Genomic DNA, 19,914 nt, shown 5'->3' on the forward strand with positions numbered 1-19,914 from the left:
TTCGGCGGTAGGTAGGTACTCGAACGTGGATTTCGCGAGAGAAGAGACCCAGACGACCGTGGCCGAGATGGTCACTGCGCTGCTCGCGCGCGGCGAGCCTGATCTCCACGACGCGATGGCGGACGCGGGCCTGTTCTCGATGCTGCTCCCGGAATCGCTGGGCGGCGACGGTCTCGGGGTGCTCGACGCGGCGGCCGTGCTCACCGAACTCGCCGCGGCGGCGGCAGTCGGCCCGGAGCTCGCGACGATCGGATTCGGCATCGTTCCGCTCGTCACGCTGGCCGATCCGAGTCTCGTCGAACGCACCGTGACGCCGGGCTGCATCCTGACAGCCGCACTGATGGAACCGGGCAGTGCGTTCCCGACGCGGCCCTCGACGAAAGCCGAACACGACGGCGACGGCCTCCGCATCACCGGAACGAAGATCGCCGTTCCGTACGCGGAGCACGCGAGCCGCATGCTGGTCCCGACGTCGTCGGGCGTCGTACTGGTCGACCCGGCCGCGGACGGCGTCCAGCTGACGCGCACTCCCGCGTCCGGCGACGATCCCGAGTACGCTGTCGAATTCGACGGGGCTGCAGGTGAATTCGTCACGAACGATCTTGCGGGGCTGCATCGGTGCGCACTCGCGGCGATCGGCGCCGTGGCCGACGGTCTCGCGGCAGGCGCAGTGGACCTCACCGCGCGCCACCTCGCGCATCGTCGTCAGTTCGGCAAACCGTTGGCGACGTTCCAAGCGGTCGCAGGCGAGATCGCCGATGTCTACGTCACCGCCCGAACGCTGCACGTCGCGGCGACGTCGGTCGCATGGCAGGCGTCGACGAACAGCCCCGGCGACGACAGCGACGTGCTCGCGTACTGGATCGCGAACGAACTACCGACGGCCATGCAGATGTGCCATCACCTGCACGGCGGGGTAGGCGTCGACGCCACGTACCCGATGCACCGATACTTCTCGGCTGCACAGGATCTCGCTCGCCTCGTCGGCGGAGCGTCGTATCGACTCGACCTCGTGGGGGCGGCATGTTCGTCGAACTGACCGAAGAGCAGACCGAACTGCAGGCCGAGTTGCGGCACTACTTCGCCGATCTCGTCAGCGAGGCCGACGCCGAGACCATGATGACCGAACGACATGGTCCGACCTACCGCCGCATCGTCAAGCAACTTGGTTCCGACGGCTGGCTCGGAGTCGGATGGCCGAAGGAGTTCGGTGGCCGCGGTTTCGGTGAGGTCGAACAGTCGATCTTCGTGAACGAGGCTGCGCGAGCAGACGTTCCGTTACCCGCGGTCACGCTGCAGACCGTCGGGCCCACGCTGCAGAAGTACGGAACCGACGCCCAGAAGGACAAGTTCCTGACGGCGATTCTCGCGGGCGACGTGCACTTCGCGATCGGGTACACCGAACCGGACGCGGGCACCGACCTCGCATCGCTGCGCACGACGGCGGTGCGCAACGGTGACGAGTACATCGTGAACGGCCAGAAGATCTTCACCACCGGTGGCCACGACGCCGACTACATCTGGCTCGCGGTGCGCACCGGGCCTGCGGATTCGCGGCACCGCGGAATTTCGATGCTGATCGTCGACACGACCGACCCCGGCTATTCGTGGACACCCATCATCACGTGCGACGGCGCCCATCACGTCAACGCCACGTACTACTCGAATGTTCGTGTGCCGGTGAACATGAGGGTGGGCGAGGAGAACGAGGGCTGGCGACTGATCACGACGCAGCTGAACCACGAACGGGTCATGCTCGGACCGGCCGGTCGCATCGCAGGTCTGTACGAACGGGTGCGCGAGTGGGCGCACGCGCACGATCTGCTGGGCGAACCCGACGTGCGACGAGCGCTGGGCGACATCCACGCCACGTCTCGCATCAACGAACTGCTGAACTGGCAGGTCGCGTCCAGCGGCGGCGACGCCGTCGACATAGCCGACGCGTCGGCCACGAAGGTGTTCGCCACGGAACGTGTCCAGCGAGTAGGCAGGCTCGCGACGGAGATGGTCGGACGGTACGGCGATCCGACGGACGCCGACACCGCGCACCTCATGACGTGGTTGGACAAACAGATCAAGCGCAACCTCGTCATCACGTTCGGCGGTGGCGTCAACGAAGTGATGCGCGAGCTGATCGCGACCGCGGGCCTCGGATTGCCCCGGGTGATCCGATGAGCGAGGAGATTCTGGAGGCCGCGAAAAAGATTGCTGCCGAAGGTGAGTCGTCACCACGTCACGGACGCGACCCGATCAATCAGCCGATGATCAAGAACTGGGTCGAGGCGATCGGCGACACCAACCCCATCTACGTCGACGCCGACGCCGCCCGCGCCGTCGGTCACGACGGCGTCGTCGCTCCGCCCGCGATGGCGCAGGTGTGGACGATGGGCGGGTTGCACCGACCGCGATCGGGCGACGACCCGCTCGGCCGGATCATGGACATTCTCGACGACGCGGGCTTCACCTCGATCGTCGCGACGAACTGCGAGCAGACCTACCATCGCTATCTCCGCTTGGGAGAGAAGGTTTCACTGCGGTCTCGACTCGACACCGTCGTCGGACCGAAGAAGACCGGCCTCGGACTCGGGTGGTTCGTGACGGTACTGAACACGTGGTACGTCGGGGAAGAACCTGTCGCGGACATGGTGTTTCGGGTCCTCAAGTTCGCGCCGACATCTCCCGACGCGCCGGCGGTCCCCGTCGATCGAATACGACCGGTCGCCTCGCAGGAGACCGAATTCTTCTGGGAGGGAACGAAGGTCGGTGAACTGAGAATACAACGGGTGCAGGACGGCTCGCTCCGGCACCCGCCGATTCCAGCGATCTGGCAGGACAAGAGCAAACCCGTCGACTACGTCGTTGCGAGCGGTAAGGGGACGGTGTTCAGCTACGTCGTTCATCATGCGCCCGCGGTGCCGGGCCGGACACTGCCGTTCGTCGTCGCGCTCGTCGAACTCGAGGAAGGGGTGCGAATGCTCGGAGAGTTGCGGGGAGTAGAACCGTCCGATGTCGCAATCGGTTCGGCAGTACAGGTCGAATACGTTCGGATCGACGACGATCTCACGCTACCGGTCTGGCGGGCAGTCGGATGATCGCGTCGGTCGGCGACGTGCTGCCGGAACTGCAGATCACGGCGGATCCCACGTTCGTCGTGTCGACGGCGTTGGCCACGAGGGACTTTCAGGACGTTCACCACGACCGCGACAAAGCCGTCGCGCGCGGATCGAAGGACATCTTCGTCAACATCCTCACCGATACGGGACTCGTTCAGCGGTTCGTCACCGAGTGGGCCGGTCCGTCGGTCGTGCTGCGTTCGATCGCTCTGAAACTCGGTGTGCCCTGGTATGCGTACGACACGCTGACGTTGTCCGGGAGTGTCACGAAGGTCGAGGACGGTGAGGTCACCGTCGACGTCGTCGGGAAGGACTCCCTCGGGGACCACATCGTCGCGACGGTGAGGCTGGCATGAACGCGTTGTCCGGCACAGCCGCGATCGTCGGGGTCGGTGCGACCGACTTCTCCAAGAACTCCGGGCGCAGCGAACTTCGACTGGCTGCAGAGGCCGTGACCGCGGCGTTGGACGACGCGGGATTGAGTCCGGACGACGTCGACGGCCTGACGACGTTCACGATGGACACCAACACGGAGACGGCCGTCGCGAGGGCCGTCGGCATCCCGAATCTGACGTTCTTCAGCCGCATTCACTACGGCGGCGGTGCCGCGTGCGCAACGATCCAGCAGGCCGCGATGGCCGTCGCGACGGGTGTCGCGGACGTCGTCGTCGCGTATCGCGCGTTCAACGAACGGTCGGGCGCTCGCTTCGGCCAGGTTGCAGCGCATCTCGCGCAGGCCCCGACGTCGTCGGGGGTCGATGCCGGGTGGTCGTATCCGCACGGGCTCGGCACGCCCGCGTCGATGGTGGCGATGATCGCGCGTCGCTACATGCACGTCTACGGCGCGACGAGCGAGGACTTCGGACGCGTCGCGGTTGCCGACCGCGCACACGCAGCGAACAACCCTGCTGCTTTCTTCCATGGCAAGCCGATCACGTTGGACGACCATCAGAACTCGCGATGGATCGCCGAACCGTTGCACCTGCTCGACTGCTGCCAGGAATCCGACGGCGGTGTCGCCCTCGTCGTGACGTCGGTCGAACGCGCGCGGGACCTGCCACATCCGGCAGCGGTCGTCACCGCCGCGGCGCAGGGGAGCGGCGCGGATCAGTACATCATGACCAGTTACTACCGGGATGCGATGACAGGTCTACCCGAGATGGGGCTCGTCGGAGATCAATTGTGGGCGCAGTCCGGGCTCGGGCCGTCGGACATTCAGACCGCGGTTCTCTACGACCACTTCACGCCCTACGTGCTGATGCAGTTGGAGGAGTTGGGGTTCTGTGGCCGCGGCGAAGCGAAGGACTTCGTCGCCGACGGGACCATCGAACTCGGCGGGCGACTGCCGCTCAACACGCACGGCGGGCAGCTGGGCGAGGCCTACATCCACGGAATGAACGGAATCGCGGAGGCAGTACGTCAGATTCGCGGCACGTCGGTCAATCAGGTATCGGACGTCGACCACGTGCTCGTGACCGCGGGAACTGGTGTACCTACGTCGGGTCTTGTTCTGTCCCAGCATCGTTAGCCAGCATCGCGGTCGACGATTCGGTCACGATCTCGAACATCGCTGCCTCGGCCGCCGCGGCGTCGCCCGCCTGAATCGACGACGCGACGAGGCCGTGCAAGCGAACGGCCTCCGGATCGGCTCGATGCGGCATCAGATCGTGACGGGTCCGGCCGGCGAGCACTTCGACGATGATGTCGGACATCGACCGCAGCATCGGATTTCCCGACGCGGCCAGCAACGTGCGGTGGAAGTCGGAATCGTGCGCGAGGTACGCGTCGGAATCCGCGGCTCGCGATGTGGCCGACATTCCTATGACCGCGGCCGTCAGCTGTCCGCACTGTTCGGGGGTCGCTCGCTCGGCGGCCAGTCGTGCCGCCAGCGGCTCGATGCCCGATCGCACCTCGCTGAGAATCGACAACTGCTCGCCTCGATTGGGCCCGGCGAGCTGCCAGCGGATCACGAGCGGATCGAGCGAGTTCCAATGGTCGGAGCTCTGGACCGTGATTCCGACGCGTCGGCGCACGGTCAACAGGCCGAGGGATTGCAGTACCCGGACCACCTCACGCACGACGGTGCGTGACACCTCGAAACGTGCGGCGACGTCGTCGGCCGAAATTCTCGTGCCCGCGGGCACGGTGCCGCCCACGATGTCCAGTCCTAGCTTTTCCAGGACGGAATCGTGCAACTGCAGAAACTCCGACCCCGTTTCGGTTGCCACCGGACGATCGTGCCACGGACCACCCATCCGCCGCATTCGTACTACGAATCGAGCTAGCTCTTGCCAATCGACATATGATTAGGCATAGTGAGCCGCATCACCGTGCAGGCACGGGCTACACCACCTCTCGATACGGAAGCGAACATGTTCACAGCACCTGCCCAGGCTGCGGGCGACCCCGCCGCGTCAGCCGTTCGTCTCGGGGGCGTCGCGCTCGCCGCCCTGCCGACACTTCACCTGCCCGTCTCGCCGACCGCGAAAATCGTCGCCGTCGGCCTCGGCGCATTCGTGGCAGACGAACGACGGCGAGTTCTGGTTGGCCCGAAAATTTCTGGGTACAACCGTCGAGCAGAACCCGAAGACATGGAGCGTGGTGGAATGCGTGAACTCGGTGGCAGGCCTGGCGGCGTGCCGGCGTCGAGCGTGGTGATCTGACGTGAGCTCCGAATACCCCGTTCTGGTTCTGATGGGCGTCTCCGGCTCGGGAAAGTCCACTGTCGCAGGCATTCTCGCGGGCGCTCTGAAGTGGGATCTCGAAGAAGGCGACGATCTGCATCCGGCGTCGAACGTCGAGAAGATGGCGTCGGGCGTTCCATTGACCGACGAGGATCGATGGCCGTGGCTCGAGAAGATCGCCGACTGGATCAGGGCGCACACCGCCGCGGGTGAACCGGGAATCGTCACGTGTTCGGCTCTGAAACGCAGTTACCGAGATGTGTTGAGAAATGGCTCGAACGGGAATGTGGTGTTCGTGCACCTTGCCGGATCGCGGGACCGAATCAGCGGGCGACTCAATGCGCGCATGGACCACTTCATGCCGAGTTCGCTTCTCGACACGCAATTGTCGACGCTGGAGCCGATCGAGCCCGACGAGCAGGCAATCGTCATCGACGTCGGTCCGCCTCCGGCCGATGTCGCGGCCACGATCATCGCCGAAGTGGACAGTCGGTTCGGCGACAAGGCCGGTGCTGAATGAAGCAGCGGCGCTGGTTTTTACGTATTACAAATGAATGATTGTCTTGCGAAAAGTATGTCGAATCGGAGATAGTGAACTGGTTCACGGCACTGGCCGTGCAGCAGGCTGATCACGAATTCGAGTCGGCGCTCGAGTGATGAGGAGACATCCATGGTGAGAGGTGCACCCTCTCGGCCGGTCGAACTTCCGGTTCCGTGTGCCGACGTATGGGATTGGCAACTTCACGGCTTGTGCCGCGGCTACGATTCCTCGGTCTTCTTCCATCCGGAAGGCGAACGCGGACGAGCGCGAGCGCTGCGTGAGAAAAAGGCCAAGGCTGTCTGCGGACGCTGTCCCGTTCTCGCACAATGCAGGTCGCACGCGTTGTCGGCCAACGAACCCTACGGCGTGTGGGGCGGAATGTCTGCTCACGACCGCGCCGACTACTACCGCACGGAATCGACGCCGGCCTGAGCCTCGACCGGTATGTCGGGTCATTCCGCGGGCTCCACTCCTGACCTTGTCGGTGGGGTCCTGCAAGATGTCGACCCATGAACAAGGTCCTACGTGCAACGCTCGTCAGTGCGGTCGTCATCACCACGGTCATCGGCATCGCGTCGTTCGTCCTGAGTTTCGCTGCGCTGTGGGATCTGGCCACCATGGCGGGTGTGCCGCGTAGTCTGTCCTGGCTGTGGCCCGTCATGGTCGACGGCACCATCCTGCAGGCGACCATCTCGGTCATCACGCTGGCGCAGTTCGAGGAGCAACGCAGTGGTCGACGCTTCTTCTGGTGGGTCCTGGTCATCGCGGCGCTGGTCAGTATCGGCGCAAATGCGCTGCATGCGTTCATCTCTCACGCGGGTGTCCTGCATCCGGCGCTGTCCGCAGCCATCGCGACCGTTGCGCCCGTGAGTCTGCTGGCGGCGACGCACGGGCTCGGAATACTGGTGCGAATTCCGTCGCGAACACCGGAAACGGACGTAGAACAGTCGGCGGAACCGTTGTCGTGGAACGAATTCGAGCAGTTTCCCGTGAAACCTGCTGTCTCGCAACGGCCGGACGCCGATCGAGTCACGGCACCGATCGCGCGTCCCGAACCCGCCGCGCGCACCGAACCCGCCGCGCGCACCGAACCCATCATGCGCACCCATGCGGCTCCTGCCGAGCTCGCTGCCGAGCTCACTGCCGAGCCGCTGGAGGACGTCGACCGCTGGATTCTCGACGAGCAGCGGGTCGACGACCTGTACCCGGTCGAGGCCCCGTGACGGAGGTGACTACCCGGTGCGACGCTGCGCCGATCCGACTCAGTGCGCCTCGCCGCGGTACTTCTCGTGATGTATGGCGTCGTCGAGCGGCCGACCGCGTCGCCACCCGAATCGCTCGAGATCGGGGACGCGCTGAAGCTCGGTGACCGGTCCGACGCACAACCACGCGATCGGCCTCACGGGATCGGGGATGTCGAGCAGCTCGGTCAGGAACGCCTCGTCGTAGAACGACACCCAGCCGACGCCGATGGACTCGGCAACGGCTGCGAGCCACAGATTCTCGATGGCGAGCACCGCCGAGAACAATCCGGTGTCGTCGACGGTGGCGCGCCCGAGTACATGTCGACCACCGCGCGACGGATCGTAGGTGACGACGATGCCGGTGCCACTCGTCTCGATGCCTTCGATTCGGATCGGGTCGAACGTCGCGCGTCGATCCGGAGGGAGCGAGTCGGCGAATGCGCACCTCTGTTCCTGCACGTGTGTCGCGAACGTCGACAACGTGTCGGATGAGCGGACGACGACGAAGTCCCATGGTTGCGTGTTGCCGACACTGGGAGCCTGATGCGCCGCCGACAGAATGCGGCGGAGGACGCCGTCGTCGATGCGATCTCCGCTGAATTCGGCTCGCACGTCGCGGCGCGAGGCGATGGCCGAGTACAGAGACATCGGGGACGGGGAAGACAAGTCGGTCATGGTCGTGTCGCCAGTTCCTTCAGTTCACCGTGCAATGCGGCCACGCGTGCCGGGATCTCGTTACCGGGAACCGGATGTCCCAGGTGATATCCCTGTGCGGTGGTGCACTGCATCGAGCGTAGTTCGAGTAGCGTCTCACGGTTCTCGACGCCCTCCGCCGTCACGCTGAGCCCGAGGGTGCGGGCGAGGTCGATCGTCGACTGCACGATGACGCGATGCGCGAGAGTCGAATCGATGTCCCGGACGAAGGTCTTGTCGATCTTCAACTGCTGTACCGGTAGGCGCTGAAGATAGGCGAGCGAGCTGTATCCGGTGCCGTAGTCGTCGATCGCGAGGGTGACGCCCAGTTCCCGAAGACCGTGCATCGCCTCGATCGCGACGGGCGGATCTGCCATCGCAACGGTCTCGGTGATCTCGATCGTCAGGTTCTCGCCGCGACTGTCTGTGACGGACAAAGCTCGACGGACCTGGTCGATCAGCTCTGCGTCGAGCAGATTTCGGGTGGACAGGTTGATCGACACCGTGACGTCGAGACCGCTCCGGCTCCACTGCTGCCGCTGCGAAAGTGCCTCGGTGAGAACGAATTCGGCGAGCGGTCGAATCAGGCCGGTGCGTTCGGCCATCGGGAGGAACCGGTGAGGTTCCATGACGCCGCGGTCGGGGTCGTTCCACCGGAGGAGCGCCTCGACGCCCGTCGTGACCATGGTCTGCAGGTCGACCTGCGGCTGGTAGTACAGCTCGAGGTGTCCTGCGTCGAGCGCAGCGGTCAGGTCGCTGAGCAAGAGCAGCTGCGTGCTGTTGTCTCGATCCATCGAGGGGTCGTACCGGGCGATGCGCGGCTGGACCGTCTTGGCCGAATGCACTGCGAGACGTGCGCGCTGTATCAACCCGTCGGAGCCTGCGTCGCCGCTGCTGGGGTCGTCGTGTGCGAACGCGACTCCGACACTCGCTTCGACGAGCAGCGTGGTGTGTCGGACGGCGACGGACTCCGTCAGCGATCGGATCATCGACTCCGCGATCGCCATGGCTTCACGTTCGTCGGCGCGCAGGGCAAGGGCGAATTCGTCGGCGCCGACGCGTCCGATCGCTCCTCGGCTCCCGACGGCGCCCACGAGGCGGTCGGCGACGACGCACAGGACCTCGTCGCTGATCTCCGGTCCGAACGTGTCGTTGATTTCCTGGAACCGATCGATGTCGAGAAGCAGCAGCGCGAGACGCTTCGTCGTGTGTCGTGGAGTGTCCATCCATACCTGCAGGCCACGGCGATTGAGCAGTCCGGTCAGTGTGTCGGTCTCCGCGACCGACCGAAGCGACTGGGTCTGTTGGTGCAGCAACCGAAGCAGGTCGACCACGCGAACGAACACGAGGCAGACCAGCAGGGAGGCGCACAGCACGATGCCCCAACCCCATTCGACGATGGGTGTGCCGCGGTACAGCAGAAGCGCCATGGCGACCGGCGGTACGAACGCGGCCAACGTCAACACGGCGACGGCGGGCGCGTTGAAGGACGCGGCGAGACGCGTCGACGAACCCGCGGTTCGCGCGTACGGGACGAGACTGCGCATCGACGGATGCAGCGCGGCGGTGCCCGCGAGAACGTAGAAGGCCAGGTATCCGGCTCCGGCCCACGCGCTTGCGTTGCGGGAACCGGCCACCGATCCGACGCTCGACGCGATATCGCCGAGCATGGTCGCGAGGATCGCCGCGGTCAACAATCGGAACGATGCACTGCGCCACTGGATGCCACCGATGAAATGCACGAGCAGCCCCAGCAGGAACACGCTCATCGCCGGGTAGACGACCCCGACGATCCCGGCGGCTGTGGAGACGTCGACGGCGTCGTAATCGACGACGAAGACCCACATCAGAAGCCCGAAGGCGATCATGACGATGCTGCTGTTCGCGACGTGGCTCAGTTCGCCGCGTTTCCATCCCGTGTGGACCAGGCAGAACAGTCCGGCCGCGAGGAACGCGTACCCGAGGAGATACACGGGATCCGCCGCCGACGGCAGAGGAACCGTTCCCGAGGTCTCGGAGATCCAGAGGTAGGTGGCGTCACCGAGTGCCCACAGTCCGATCCCGACCGCGATCGATGACCACGCCCTGACCGACGTCGGTCGATTGACTCGGATGCCGACGATCGTCGCGATCACGGAGGACACGGCGATCGCGAGGTAGAGCCTGGCGGATACGCCGCCGGAGGGGAGAACGACGCATCCGACGCACGCACTCGCCCCCAGCGCCGGGTACCACCACCATCTCACCCGGTGCATCCTTCCCTATCGGGAGTCGCGACGGGGAGATACCGGCATCGACGGCGCGCGGTAGCCGTCGACCGGCCGTGGCGGTCGGTCGAGTGTTGGATGGGGCAGTGCTAGGGGACGACGAGCATCAGCGTGCAGTCCTGTGCCTGCGCGGAGTCGGCGATCTGCCGGGCGCCCGCGCTGTCACCGGACGACAGGGCGCGGTTGGCGTCGTCGGCGAACGACTGACAGCGGTCGGACGGGCCGGTGGTGATGTAGACGGCGTTGCCGTCCTGCGTCGACGTCGAGTGGAATTCTGTCGCGCCTGCGATGCCCGACCCGACAGCGAGCGAACTCGCGACGATCACGACCGCGGCGATGGTGGAGCGCATGGGAAACAGTCCTTCGTGAGGTGGTCTGGTGGTGCACGTCCGACATTTCACCTTCTGCGGCCGAGTTCGGAAGAGACCTAAGGGTGGGGAAGTGCCCACCCTTGCCACACGCACTACGGCAACAACTGGTCGATGAAGGTGTTGCTGTAGATCCGGTGCGGATCGAGCGAGTCGAAGGTGGCGCGGGCGGTATCCCAGTTCTCCGACGTCGGGACGCCCTCGCGGTAGGTGTTCGGCAGGGTGGTGCCGATAACGGTTCGATCCTGATACGGCAGTTCCGCACTGAATGCCCATCCCTTGGACCACTCGGGGCGGAAGGTGGCCCACCCGGTGTAGTACGCGCGCATCCACTGTTCCATCTCTCGGTAGAACGCGAACATACCCGGCGTGCCAGGGACGCCCAGGACGTTGAGCCACACCGCGGTGTCCCACTCGGGGTGATCCGGACGCGGACGCATCGCGGAGATGGTCGGCGGGCCCGCAGAGTCGACGACGACATCGGCCGGGTCGTCCATACCGCAGCACCGGATCTCGACGGGTCCGTTGATCGGGTACTGCCCGATGGATTGGTAGTACGTGACGCGTTCGTGGAACCACTCGGCGAAGTCGTGAATCACCTGTGCGACGCGTCCGCGGCTCGTGATGACGGCGCCGCCACCCTCGGTGAGCAGCAGCGTGCTCGGTTTGATGTAGAACTGGAGGTCTTTCGCCCAGCCCCACATGTCCGACGACCCCGTTGCGGCCAAGCCCGCCACCGTCGTTCCGTAGTAGACCTGACCGAAAGCCGGTGCTATGAAGGTGTTTCCGGCAGTCAGCTGCACAATGAGATCGGATGCAGCCTCCGGCAGGTTGTCGGAGAACGGGTAGTTGTACGGACCGTTCACTTCTCGCGACTCGGGCGGCTTCGTCGGGCTGACGGACCACACCTTGAGCCACGGGTTCTCGGTGAACGGGTACCAGATCGCTTCGACGCGTCCGGTTCGATTCAGATAGCTTTCGAAGGTGCGCCCCGAAGCCGCTGGCGCAGAGAACATCTCACGCCACGGAATGTCGGTGTAGCTCTGGCATCGCAGACGGGTGTTGGCTCCGGCCTGCATCGTCACCGACGTCAGGAAGGCGCGCCCGAGATGGGTGAGCAGGGGTGTGATCTCGGGATCCGACCGGTCGAACGTCCGCAGCGCGTACGCGGTTCCGTCCCACACGACCGCCGTCAGCGAGGTGACGAGATTGCTCAGCGACCCGTACGTCGTTCCGGGAGTATGTGTTTCACCGTCGGCAGGGACTGCGGCACCGTGCGCGTCGACGGCCAGCGCTCCTGCGACGGTCAACACGCCAGGCGCAGGGACGCTGACCCACCCCAGTCCGTTGTCCTCGAGCTGCTGAAGCATCGCCTCGATCGTCGCGCCCGCCCCCGCGGTGACCGTCGAGGCCGACGGGTCGACGGTGACGCCGTTCAGATGAACCGTCGTGTCCACGAGGACGATGCGGTCGAGGTTCTCTCCGTTCACGATCGTCAACGGGGTCCAGCCGTGCATCGCGCCTCGCGGCCGAATTCGGTACCCGTTGGCATGCGCCCAGTTGGCGAGTGCCACAACGTCGTCCGGTGTCGTCGGTGAGCACGTCCACACGGCGTCGCGCACGATCTCCTTGGACCAGTTCTGGTACCGCTGTTGGTACAGCGGAATGCCGGGAGGAAAGTTCGGTGGCGCAGGAAGGGTCGCGTCGGAGCTACCGGACGGGGCGGCGTCGACGGGTACCGCGCGCATCACGGACGTGAGGGCGACGGCGCCTGCACCTGCGGCGATGAATTGGCGACGGGTGAGCTCGGGCATGGTGTGGCGTCCGATCGGTAGGTGTCAGCGGGTGGTCGTCACGACATCGGTCAGGGCGGGTGCGTCCTCGCGGTCACGGACGGTCACACGGGCCAGGTAGCGACCGTCGTCGTCCCAGATACGGCACGCCAGCGTCTCGCCGGGGTAGACGACGCCGGCGAACTTGGCCCCGAAATGTTCGACGGCTCCGGCGTCGCCACCGAGTACGCCGTCGGTGACGGCCTTGCAGACCATGCCATAAGTGCACAGGCCGTGCAGTATCGGCGCGGGAAACCCTGCGGCCAGCGCGAACTCGGGGTCGGAGTGCAGCGGATTGCGGTCCCCGCACATGCGGTACATCAATGCCTGCTGGGGGAGGGTCGGCACGTCGAGCACGACATCCGGTTCGCGATTCGGCACGGCAACCGACGGCGACGGTCCTCGCTCGCCGCCGAAGCCGCCTTCTCCTCGGGCGAAAATCGACGACCGTGCACGCCACAGAGCGGTTCCGTCGAGAGTGGTCGTGGTTGTTTCCTGCACGATCACCGCCGCCTTGCCCTTGTCCCATACCTCGGCGATACGGGTGGTCGAACACGCCTCTCCTGCAGGCGGTATCGCGCCGAGCGTGGTGATCTCCTGTGTTCCGTGCACCACCTTCGCCAGGTCGATGTCGATGCCAGGAAACTGCACGCGCGGCGCATCCGTCGCCTGGAAGGTCGCCGCGACGGTGGCGAACGTCGGAAGCACCTGCGGCCCGGCGTCGTCGAGGTAGTGCAGTTCGTCGGCGTCGGTCGGTCGACTGCCCGCACCGAGTGCGAGGTGATAGGTCTGCACATCGCGCGCAGTCCACGAGAAGTGCTGCGCCGGCAGCTCGGCGCCGATCGCGACCGACGGATCGATCACCGGTGATCCCTTCCTGCCATGTCCCGTCCCGCCATGTCGAGGACCGCGAGGTACGCGAACGTCATCGCAGGCCCGATCGTCGCGCCGGGCCCGGCGTAGGTATGACCCATGACCGGTGCGCTGGCGTTGCCGACGGCATACAGCCCGTCGATGACGCTACCGTCGTCCCGAAGAACGCGGGCGTCCGCATCGGTGACGAGTCCGCCCTTGGTGCCGAGATCGCCGGGCACCATCTTCACCGCGTAGAACGGTGGTTTGTCGAGCGCGCCGAGGCTCGGGTTCGGTGTGTTGGTCGGGTCCCCGTAGTACTTGTCGTAGCCGCTGTCGCCGCGTCCGAAGTCCTCGTCGACGCCGATGCGCGCGAAACCGTTGAAGCGCTGGATCGTTGCGTTCAGGTTCTCGGCTGGAAGACCCGTTTTCTCCGCGAGTTCGGTGATGGTGGACCCCTCGACCACCACCCCGGCTTCCAGCCAGCGGGACGGAAAACGCTTCTTCGGTTGCAGTCCGGCGAATATGTAGCGGTCGCGGTAGCGCTGGTCGATGATCATCCACGTCGGAATGTTCTCGCCCGGCCCGTCGCCGACGCCGTACTCGCCGCCGTACATCCGATGCACTGCCTCGACGTACGGGGCGGCCTCGTTGAGGAACCGGCGTCCCGATGCGTTCACCATGATGCCGCCCGGTAGCGTGCGTTCGGCGATGCAGAACCACGGTCCGCCGGTGAGGGGTATCGACGGGCCCCACCATGCGTCGTCCATCAGATCGGTTGCCGCTCCGAGTTCTTGCCCTGCACGGATACCGTCGCCGGTGTTGGCTTTCGCGCCCACGGTCCAGTCGGTTCCGATGGGTTGACGCTGGTACTTCGTGCGCATCTCCTCGTTGTGTTCGAATCCTCCCGACGCGAGGACGACGCCTTTCCGAGCCTTGAAAGTCCGCTCGCCGCAGACTGTTCCGCGCACCCGTCCGTCCTCGACGACGAGATCGGTCATCGCGGTGTCCAGCAGAACGGGCACGCCGGCGTCGAGCAGACCTGCTCGCAGAGCCGCGGCCAACGCCTGGCCGCGCCCGAGCAGATGCTGTCCGGTGAGTTTGGCTCGAAGCCACCGCATTCCGACGCGGCCCACCCGCGCGATGCCGCTGGGATGGCGTCGCAGAAGGTTGATCGTTCGGTAATCGGCCTGGGTGAGCACGACATTGAGAGGCGCCTTGCCGTAGTCGGGCTCGAGCTGCTCGATCATCGGGCCCAGGCGCGACGCGTCGAACGGGGTGGGTTCGACCGAACGCCCGCCGACCCGGCCGCCCGGCGCCTCCGGGTAGTAGTCCGAATAGCCGGGCACCCACTGCATTCTCAGTGGGGAATGTTTCAGGACGAAGCTCAGCATCTCCGGCCCGCGTTCCAGGTAGGTGTCGATCCGTTCCTTGGATACGACGTCGCCGATGATGGAGTGCAGGTACTCCCGCGCGGCTTCCGGAGTGTCGTCGACGCCGTCCGCCTCCAGCGCCTCGTTGCCCGGGATCCACACGCCTCCGCCGGAACGAGCCGTCGAGCCGCCGAAGTGCGACGCCTTCTCCACGACGACGACGCTCAGTCCGCGGTGCGCCGCGGTCAGTGCGGCCGTCATACCTCCGGCGCCGCTGCCGACGACGACGATGTCGTAATCCTCGGTGATCATGTAGAACACGTTATAGAATCGAACACGCGCCAGTCCATGCTTTCTGCCAGGAAGAATCCGTGCTTCTCGGCGTGGTAACGAAAACACGTTACAGTTCAAGCCTGCAGGAATGACCCAGAGGCCGGGAGTGGAGCCTGCAGGAATGACCCAATTATCGGGAGGTGAGTCGGTGGCCTGGAATCTGCACGCCGACGTCGTGATCATCGGGTACGGCGCCGCCGGTGTGGCGGCCGCCCTCGAGGCCGCCGAAGCCGGTGCCGACGTCGTCGCCGTCGATCGGTATGCGGGCGGCGGTGCGAGCGCCATCTCGGGCGGGGTCGTCTACGCGGGCGGCGGCACCGCCGTGCAGCGAGAGGCGGGCGTCGAGGATTCAGTCGACGACATGTACGCATACCTCGCCGAGGAGATCGGTGACGCGGTGACGCCGGAGACCCTTCGACGGTTCTGCGACGGAAGCGCCGCAACGATCGACTGGCTGTCGGCGCGCGGGGTGCCGTTCTCACCGACGCTGTGTCCGTACAAGACGTCCTATCCGAGCAATCGCCACTATCTGTACTACTCGGGCAGCGAAGCGGCGGGCCGATTTCGTGCCGTCGCGACGCCCGCGCCGCGTGGTCATCGTGCGAAGGGCAAGGGGACGTCGGGCAAGATGTTGTTCGGCCCGCTTGCGCGCAGTGCGAAAGATGCGGGCGTGCAGTTACTTCCACAGACTCGCGTGTGTGACCTCGTCGTCGAGGACGGCCGAGTTCGCGGTGTCGAGTGCCGCACGCTGATCGACGCGCCGGAGTACATCCGGCGGGTGCATCGAATCCTCGGAACACTGTCCGCGAAGCCTGGAATCTACGTGCCCCAGTTTCGTTACCTGCTCGAGCGGCGTCTGGCGCACATCGAGAAGAAGTACAGCGAGACCGTCCGCATCGAGGCGCGCCGCGGCGTCGTACTCAGTGCCGGCGGGTTCGTCGCCGATCGCGTGATGATGAAAGCGCACGCGCCGGACTACACCGGCGGTCTCGCTCTCGGGACCGCGGGCGACGACGGCAGCGGTATCGCATTGGGAACCGAGATCGGTGCGGCCACTGCGAAATTGGGTAACGTCTCGGCGTGGAGGTTCATCGTGCCACCCGATCCGTTCCTCGGTTCGTTGCTGGTCGACGGCGCAGGTCGACGCGTGGTCGACGAGTCACGGTACGGCGCGGCGCTCGGGCATGCGATCGTCACGACTGGGCGCGGGCGCGGGTGGGTGCTCGTCGACGCGGAGCTGGCGAAGGACGCCGCGAAGCGGCTGCCACGGCAGGCGATGTGGTTCCAGCGAGTCCAGAACGCGGGATTGCGCAGCACGGCAGTGCGCGGCCGTACCGTCGAGCAGGTTGCACGTCGTGCAGGCATCGACCCGAAGGGGTTGCGCGAGACGGTGGATCGACACAATGCGGCGATCGCGTCGGAAACCCCGGATCCGTTCGGTAAGCACGACGATTTTCGACGGCCCATCGCGTCACCGCCGTTCACGGTGTACGACGCGGGCATCCCGGCGGGCGGAGCTCTGAGCAGAATGATGAATCCGTGTCCGATGATCACGCTCGGCGGTCTCGTCGTCGACGAGGACACAGGCGTCGTGAAAGACGACGCGGGTGACGCGATTCCAGGTCTCTACGCCGCGGGCCGCACGGCCGTCGGGCTGTGTTCGAACTCGTACGTGAGCGGACTGTCGCTCGCGGACTGCATCTTCTCCGGTCGGCGGGCCGGAATCAATGTTGCGATGGGGGAGCGGCATGCTGTCGACGCAGACGCGCACTGAACTCGCAGCCAGATTGGCTGCCGCCGAGACGAACCGGACACCGATCGGTCCGATCGCGCGCGACGAGCCGGACATCGACGTCGTCGACGCATACGAGATCCAACTGATCAACATTCGACGACGCGTCGCCGACGGGGCTGCGGTGGTGGGGCACAAGGTCGGTCTGTCGTCGCGTGCGATGCAGCAGATGATGGGCGTCGACGAGCCCGACTACGGCCACCTGCTCGCGGACATGGAAGTGTTCGAGCACAGTCCGGTCGATTCCGCGCGGTACTGCTACCCCCGCGTCGAAGTGGAAGTCGCGTTCGTGCTGGGTGCCGACCTGCCGGGTGCGTCGTGCACCACGGACGACGTGCTGGAGGCGACCGAGTTCGTGGCTCCGTCGATGGAGCTGATCGACAGTCGGATCAAGGACTGGAAGATCGGGCTCCCCGACACGATTGCCGACAACGCGTCGTCCGCCGGGTTCGTGCTCGGCGAGCAGCGGGTGGCGCCGTCGGACATCGATCTGACCGCGATCGATGCGGTGCTGCTGCGCAACGACCTTCGCGTCGCGGAGGGGCGGAGCGACGCGGTGCTGGGCAATCCGGTGACCGCGGTGTCGTGGTTGGCCCGCAAGGTCGACAGGTTCGGTGTGCGGCTGAAGAAGGGCGACATCGTGCTGCCCGGATCGTGCACGCGGGCCGTCGATGTGCGGGCGGGCGATCGATTCCGCGCGAACTTCGCCGGGCTCGGCGCCGTCGTACTCGAATTCGATTGATCGGTAGGAGGTTTCGTCGTGCCCACAGCAACAGCGGCCATCGTCGGTTCGGGCAACATCGGTACGGACTTGCTGTACAAGCTGCAGCGTTCGGAATTCGTCGAACCGCGGTGGATGATCGGGATCGATCCGTCCAGTGAAGGAGTGAAACGCGCCGCCGACCTGGGTCTCGAGACCAGCTCCGACGGCATCGACTGGTTGTTGGCCCAGGACGAGAAGCCCGATCTGGTGTTCGAGGCGACGTCGGCGTACGTCCATCGCGATGCTGCGCCGCGCTACGCCGAGGCGGGCATCCGTGCGATCGATCTGACGCCGGCAGCCGTCGGACCCGCGGTGGTACCGCTGGTCAACCTGCACGAACATCTCGATGCACCCAACGTCAACATGATCACGTGCGGTGGGCAGGCGACGATCCCGATGGTGCATGCGGTGTCGCGGGTGGTGGAGGTGCCGTATGCCGAGATCGTCGCGTCGGTGGCGTCGCTGTCCGCGGGGCCGGGGACACGGGCGAACATCGACGAGTTCACCAAGACCACGAGCCGAGGCATCGAACTGATCGGCGGGGCCGGGCGTGGGAAGGCGATCATCATCCTGAACCCCGCAGATCCGCCGATGATCATGCGGGACACGATCTTCTGCGCCGTTCCGGGTGACGCGGACACCGACGCGATCGCCGCATCGATCCACCGGATGGCCGACGACATCGCCGAGTACGTGCCCGGGTACCGACTGCTCAACGAGCCGCAGTTCGACGACGCGTCGGACATCTCGGGTGGGTACGCGAAAGTGACGATCTTCGTCGAGGTCGAGGGTGCGGGCGACTTCCTGCCCCCGTACGCGGGCAACCTCGACATCATGACGGCAGCGGCGACGCGCGTCGGCGAAGAAGTGGCCAAGAACGTCGTGAAGGAGAAGATTTCGTGATCCGAGTGACCGACACCTCCCTGCGCGACGGGTCTCACCACAAGCGGCACATGTTCACTGCTGACGATGCGCGCGCCATCGTCGCGGCACTCGACGGCGCGGGCGTTCCCGTCATCGAGGTGACGCACGGCGACGGGCTCGGTGGGTCGTCGTTCAACTACGGGTTTTCGAAAACACCCGAGCAGGAACTCATTTCGGTCGCCGCGGCCACGGCCGAGAACGCCAAGATTGCGTTCCTCATGCTGCCGGGCCTGGGCGTCAAGGACGACATCGTCGCCGCCCAGGGTAACGGTGCCTCGATCTGCCGCGTCGCAACGCATTGCACGGAGGCCGACGTCGCCGTCCAGCACTTCGGTCTCGCGCGTGACCGCGGACTCGAGACCGTCGGATTCCTGATGATGGCGCATTCACAGCCACCCGAAGTGCTGGCGAAGCAGGCGCGCATCATGGCCGATGCGGGCTGTCAATGCGTCTACGTCGTCGATTCAGCGGGGGCTCTCGTGCTCGAGCAGGTGACCGATCGTGTCGCCGCGCTGGTCGCGGAATTGGGTGACGACGCTCAGGTCGGATTCCACGGGCACGAGAATCTCGATCTGGCAGTGGCCAATTCGATCTGTGCGGTGCGGGCGGGAGCGAAGCAGATCGACGGCAGCGCCAGGAGGTTCGGTGCGGGAGCGGGTAATACGCCCGTCGAGGCGTTCGTCGGTGTGTGCGACAAACTCGGAATCGAAACGGGTATCGATTTCTTCGCGATCTGCGATGCGGCCGAGGACGTCGTGCGCCCGGTGATGCCCGCGGAGTGCCTGCTCGACAGGCAGGCGCTGATGATGGGCTACGCCGGGGTCTATTCGAGCTTCCTACGTCACGCCGAACGTCAAGCCGAGAGGTACGAGGTGTCGGCGGCCGAGCTGCTCGTGCGCGCCGGAGAGCGAAAGTTGGTCGGCGGGCAGGAAGATCAGCTGATCGACATCGCCCTGGAGTTGCGGGCGGCTGCGCCCCCCGTGCGTAGAAATGTATAGCGGGCTATACGGCGGTCTCAAGCAGTCATCGCAACGTGCCTGATCATTGAGGGATGGTTGCGATGGGACGTCCGGTGTACACCAATGAGGTGCGGATGCTGTTCTGGGTTCTGTTGGGTTTGGGCTCGACGGTGAAA

At 65.6% G+C, this 19,914-nt stretch carries 20 protein-coding genes; 13 read left to right on the forward strand and 7 right to left on the reverse strand.

Features of this window, described 5'->3' with window-relative positions:
* The first annotated feature begins 25 nt into the window (after positions 1 to 25).
* Genes DK926_RS20845 through DK926_RS20865 form a run of 5 tightly spaced genes read left to right on the forward strand, consistent with a single transcriptional unit; the run spans position 26 to position 4,641 of the window.
* Positions 26 to 1,039 (forward strand): acyl-CoA dehydrogenase family protein, encoded by a 1,014-nt coding sequence (locus DK926_RS20845; RefSeq protein WP_114331979.1) that lies wholly within the window; start codon positions 26 to 28, stop codon positions 1,037 to 1,039.
* The gene (locus DK926_RS20850) at positions 1,024 to 2,175 is read left to right on the forward strand and encodes an acyl-CoA dehydrogenase family protein (protein ID WP_114331980.1); all 1,152 of its coding nucleotides are present in this window, start codon (positions 1,024 to 1,026) and stop codon (positions 2,173 to 2,175) included. The genes DK926_RS20845 and DK926_RS20850 overlap by 16 nt, the downstream gene beginning before the upstream one ends.
* A complete protein-coding gene (locus DK926_RS20855; protein ID WP_114331981.1) occupies positions 2,172 to 3,092 on the forward strand; it encodes a MaoC family dehydratase N-terminal domain-containing protein in 921 nt (306 codons plus the stop codon). Before DK926_RS20850 ends, DK926_RS20855 begins: the two co-directional genes overlap by 4 nt.
* The gene (locus DK926_RS20860) at positions 3,089 to 3,469 is read left to right on the forward strand and encodes a MaoC family dehydratase (RefSeq protein ID WP_068423095.1); all 381 of its coding nucleotides are present in this window, start codon (positions 3,089 to 3,091) and stop codon (positions 3,467 to 3,469) included. The genes DK926_RS20855 and DK926_RS20860 overlap by 4 nt, the downstream gene beginning before the upstream one ends.
* Positions 3,466 to 4,641 carry a lipid-transfer protein gene (locus DK926_RS20865; protein WP_114331982.1) on the forward strand — a complete coding sequence of 392 codons (1,176 nt, stop codon included), beginning with the start codon at positions 3,466 to 3,468 and terminating at the stop codon, positions 4,639 to 4,641. The genes DK926_RS20860 and DK926_RS20865 overlap by 4 nt, the downstream gene beginning before the upstream one ends.
* On the opposite strand, the gene DK926_RS20870 is transcribed toward DK926_RS20865, so the two are convergent.
* Entirely contained in the window at positions 4,607 to 5,341 is a 735-nt protein-coding gene (locus DK926_RS20870) for an FCD domain-containing protein (protein ID WP_243636929.1), read from the reverse strand. The genes DK926_RS20865 and DK926_RS20870 overlap by 35 nt on opposite strands.
* Positions 5,342 to 5,485: 144 nt before the next feature.
* Between DK926_RS20870 and DK926_RS27110 the strand changes: the two genes are divergently transcribed.
* The 4 genes from DK926_RS27110 (at position 5,486) to DK926_RS20890 (ending at position 7,561) form a co-directional block, all read left to right on the forward strand.
* Entirely contained in the window at positions 5,486 to 5,776 is a 291-nt protein-coding gene (locus DK926_RS27110) for a hypothetical protein (RefSeq protein ID WP_243636930.1), read from the forward strand.
* Between the two features lie 31 nt (positions 5,777 to 5,807).
* Positions 5,808 to 6,317, forward strand: a complete 510-nt coding sequence (locus DK926_RS20880) for a gluconokinase (protein ID WP_114332010.1) — start codon at positions 5,808 to 5,810, stop codon at positions 6,315 to 6,317.
* Between the two features lie 150 nt (positions 6,318 to 6,467).
* Positions 6,468 to 6,770 (forward strand): WhiB family transcriptional regulator, encoded by a 303-nt coding sequence (locus DK926_RS20885; protein ID WP_068423077.1) that lies wholly within the window; start codon positions 6,468 to 6,470, stop codon positions 6,768 to 6,770.
* Positions 6,771 to 6,847: 77 nt separating this feature from the next.
* Positions 6,848 to 7,561 carry a DUF2637 domain-containing protein gene (locus DK926_RS20890; RefSeq protein WP_114331985.1) on the forward strand — a complete coding sequence of 238 codons (714 nt, stop codon included), beginning with the start codon at positions 6,848 to 6,850 and terminating at the stop codon, positions 7,559 to 7,561.
* Between the two features lie 39 nt (positions 7,562 to 7,600).
* Here DK926_RS20890 and bluB read toward each other — a convergent pair whose 3' ends face one another.
* From bluB to kstD, 6 genes are all read right to left on the reverse strand, one after another.
* Complete coding sequence (gene bluB / locus DK926_RS20895) at positions 7,601 to 8,257, reverse strand: 5,6-dimethylbenzimidazole synthase (RefSeq protein ID WP_114331986.1); 657 nt, start codon at positions 8,255 to 8,257, stop codon at positions 7,601 to 7,603.
* A complete protein-coding gene (locus DK926_RS20900) occupies positions 8,254 to 10,521 on the reverse strand; it encodes a bifunctional diguanylate cyclase/phosphodiesterase (protein WP_114331987.1) in 2,268 nt (755 codons plus the stop codon). The genes bluB and DK926_RS20900 overlap by 4 nt, the downstream gene beginning before the upstream one ends.
* 110 nt (positions 10,522 to 10,631) lie before the next feature.
* Positions 10,632 to 10,892, reverse strand: coding sequence for a hypothetical protein (locus DK926_RS20905; protein WP_114331988.1), 261 nt, complete (start codon positions 10,890 to 10,892; stop codon positions 10,632 to 10,634).
* Between the two features lie 113 nt (positions 10,893 to 11,005).
* Positions 11,006 to 12,724: a cholesterol oxidase substrate-binding domain-containing protein gene (locus DK926_RS20910; RefSeq protein WP_114331989.1), complete on the reverse strand. Its 1,719-nt coding sequence runs from the start codon at positions 12,722 to 12,724 to the stop codon at positions 11,006 to 11,008.
* A gap of 24 nt (positions 12,725 to 12,748) precedes the next feature.
* Positions 12,749 to 13,606, reverse strand: coding sequence for a MaoC/PaaZ C-terminal domain-containing protein (locus tag DK926_RS20915; RefSeq protein ID WP_114331990.1), 858 nt, complete (start codon positions 13,604 to 13,606; stop codon positions 12,749 to 12,751).
* Entirely contained in the window at positions 13,603 to 15,279 is a 1,677-nt protein-coding gene (gene kstD / locus DK926_RS20920) for a 3-oxosteroid 1-dehydrogenase (RefSeq protein ID WP_114332011.1), read from the reverse strand. Before kstD ends, DK926_RS20915 begins: the two co-directional genes overlap by 4 nt.
* Before the next feature lie 142 nt (positions 15,280 to 15,421).
* On the opposite strand from kstD, the gene DK926_RS20925 reads away from it, so the two are divergent.
* The 4 genes from DK926_RS20925 to dmpG are packed head-to-tail and all read left to right on the forward strand — an operon-like array spanning position 15,422 to position 19,777.
* Positions 15,422 to 17,074: an FAD-binding protein gene (locus DK926_RS20925; RefSeq protein WP_114332012.1), complete on the forward strand. Its 1,653-nt coding sequence runs from the start codon at positions 15,422 to 15,424 to the stop codon at positions 17,072 to 17,074.
* Complete coding sequence (locus tag DK926_RS20930) at positions 17,049 to 17,834, forward strand: 2-keto-4-pentenoate hydratase (protein ID WP_114331991.1); 786 nt, start codon at positions 17,049 to 17,051, stop codon at positions 17,832 to 17,834. The genes DK926_RS20925 and DK926_RS20930 overlap by 26 nt, the downstream gene beginning before the upstream one ends.
* Before the next feature lie 18 nt (positions 17,835 to 17,852).
* On the forward strand, positions 17,853 to 18,758 hold the full coding sequence (locus tag DK926_RS20935) for an acetaldehyde dehydrogenase (acetylating) (protein ID WP_114331992.1): 906 nt from the start codon (positions 17,853 to 17,855) through the stop codon (positions 18,756 to 18,758).
* Entirely contained in the window at positions 18,755 to 19,777 is a 1,023-nt protein-coding gene (gene dmpG, locus DK926_RS20940) for a 4-hydroxy-2-oxovalerate aldolase (protein WP_114331993.1), read from the forward strand. The genes DK926_RS20935 and dmpG overlap by 4 nt, the downstream gene beginning before the upstream one ends.
* Positions 19,778 to 19,914: the final 137 nt, after the last annotated feature.

This window comes from Rhodococcus sp. Eu-32, assembly GCF_003336925.1.
GTDB lineage: Bacteria > Actinomycetota > Actinomycetes > Mycobacteriales > Mycobacteriaceae > Rhodococcoides > Rhodococcoides kyotonensis_B.

Bases quoted from the DNA above. Each gene is read 5' to 3' on its own strand.
- DK926_RS20885 (WP_068423077.1), top strand. From the start codon at position 6,468: ATGGTGAGAGGTGCACCCTCTCGGCCGGTCGAACTTCCGGTTCCGTGT.
- kstD (WP_114332011.1), bottom strand. From the start codon at position 15,279: ATGATCACCGAGGATTACGACATCGTCGTCGTCGGCAGCGGCGCCGGA.
- DK926_RS20865 (WP_114331982.1), top strand. From the start codon at position 3,466: ATGAACGCGTTGTCCGGCACAGCCGCGATCGTCGGGGTCGGTGCGACC.
- bluB (WP_114331986.1), bottom strand. From the start codon at position 8,257: ATGACCGACTTGTCTTCCCCGTCCCCGATGTCTCTGTACTCGGCCATC.
- DK926_RS20905 (WP_114331988.1), bottom strand. From the start codon at position 10,892: ATGCGCTCCACCATCGCCGCGGTCGTGATCGTCGCGAGTTCGCTCGCT.
- DK926_RS27110 (WP_243636930.1), top strand. From the start codon at position 5,486: ATGTTCACAGCACCTGCCCAGGCTGCGGGCGACCCCGCCGCGTCAGCC.
- DK926_RS20890 (WP_114331985.1), top strand. From the start codon at position 6,848: ATGAACAAGGTCCTACGTGCAACGCTCGTCAGTGCGGTCGTCATCACC.
- DK926_RS20850 (WP_114331980.1), top strand. From the start codon at position 1,024: ATGTTCGTCGAACTGACCGAAGAGCAGACCGAACTGCAGGCCGAGTTG.
- DK926_RS20910 (WP_114331989.1), bottom strand. From the start codon at position 12,724: ATGCCCGAGCTCACCCGTCGCCAATTCATCGCCGCAGGTGCAGGCGCC.
- DK926_RS20855 (WP_114331981.1), top strand. From the start codon at position 2,172: ATGAGCGAGGAGATTCTGGAGGCCGCGAAAAAGATTGCTGCCGAAGGT.
- DK926_RS20880 (WP_114332010.1), top strand. From the start codon at position 5,808: ATGGGCGTCTCCGGCTCGGGAAAGTCCACTGTCGCAGGCATTCTCGCG.
- DK926_RS20925 (WP_114332012.1), top strand. From the start codon at position 15,422: ATGACCCAATTATCGGGAGGTGAGTCGGTGGCCTGGAATCTGCACGCC.
- DK926_RS20860 (WP_068423095.1), top strand. From the start codon at position 3,089: ATGATCGCGTCGGTCGGCGACGTGCTGCCGGAACTGCAGATCACGGCG.
- DK926_RS20930 (WP_114331991.1), top strand. From the start codon at position 17,049: ATGCTGTCGACGCAGACGCGCACTGAACTCGCAGCCAGATTGGCTGCC.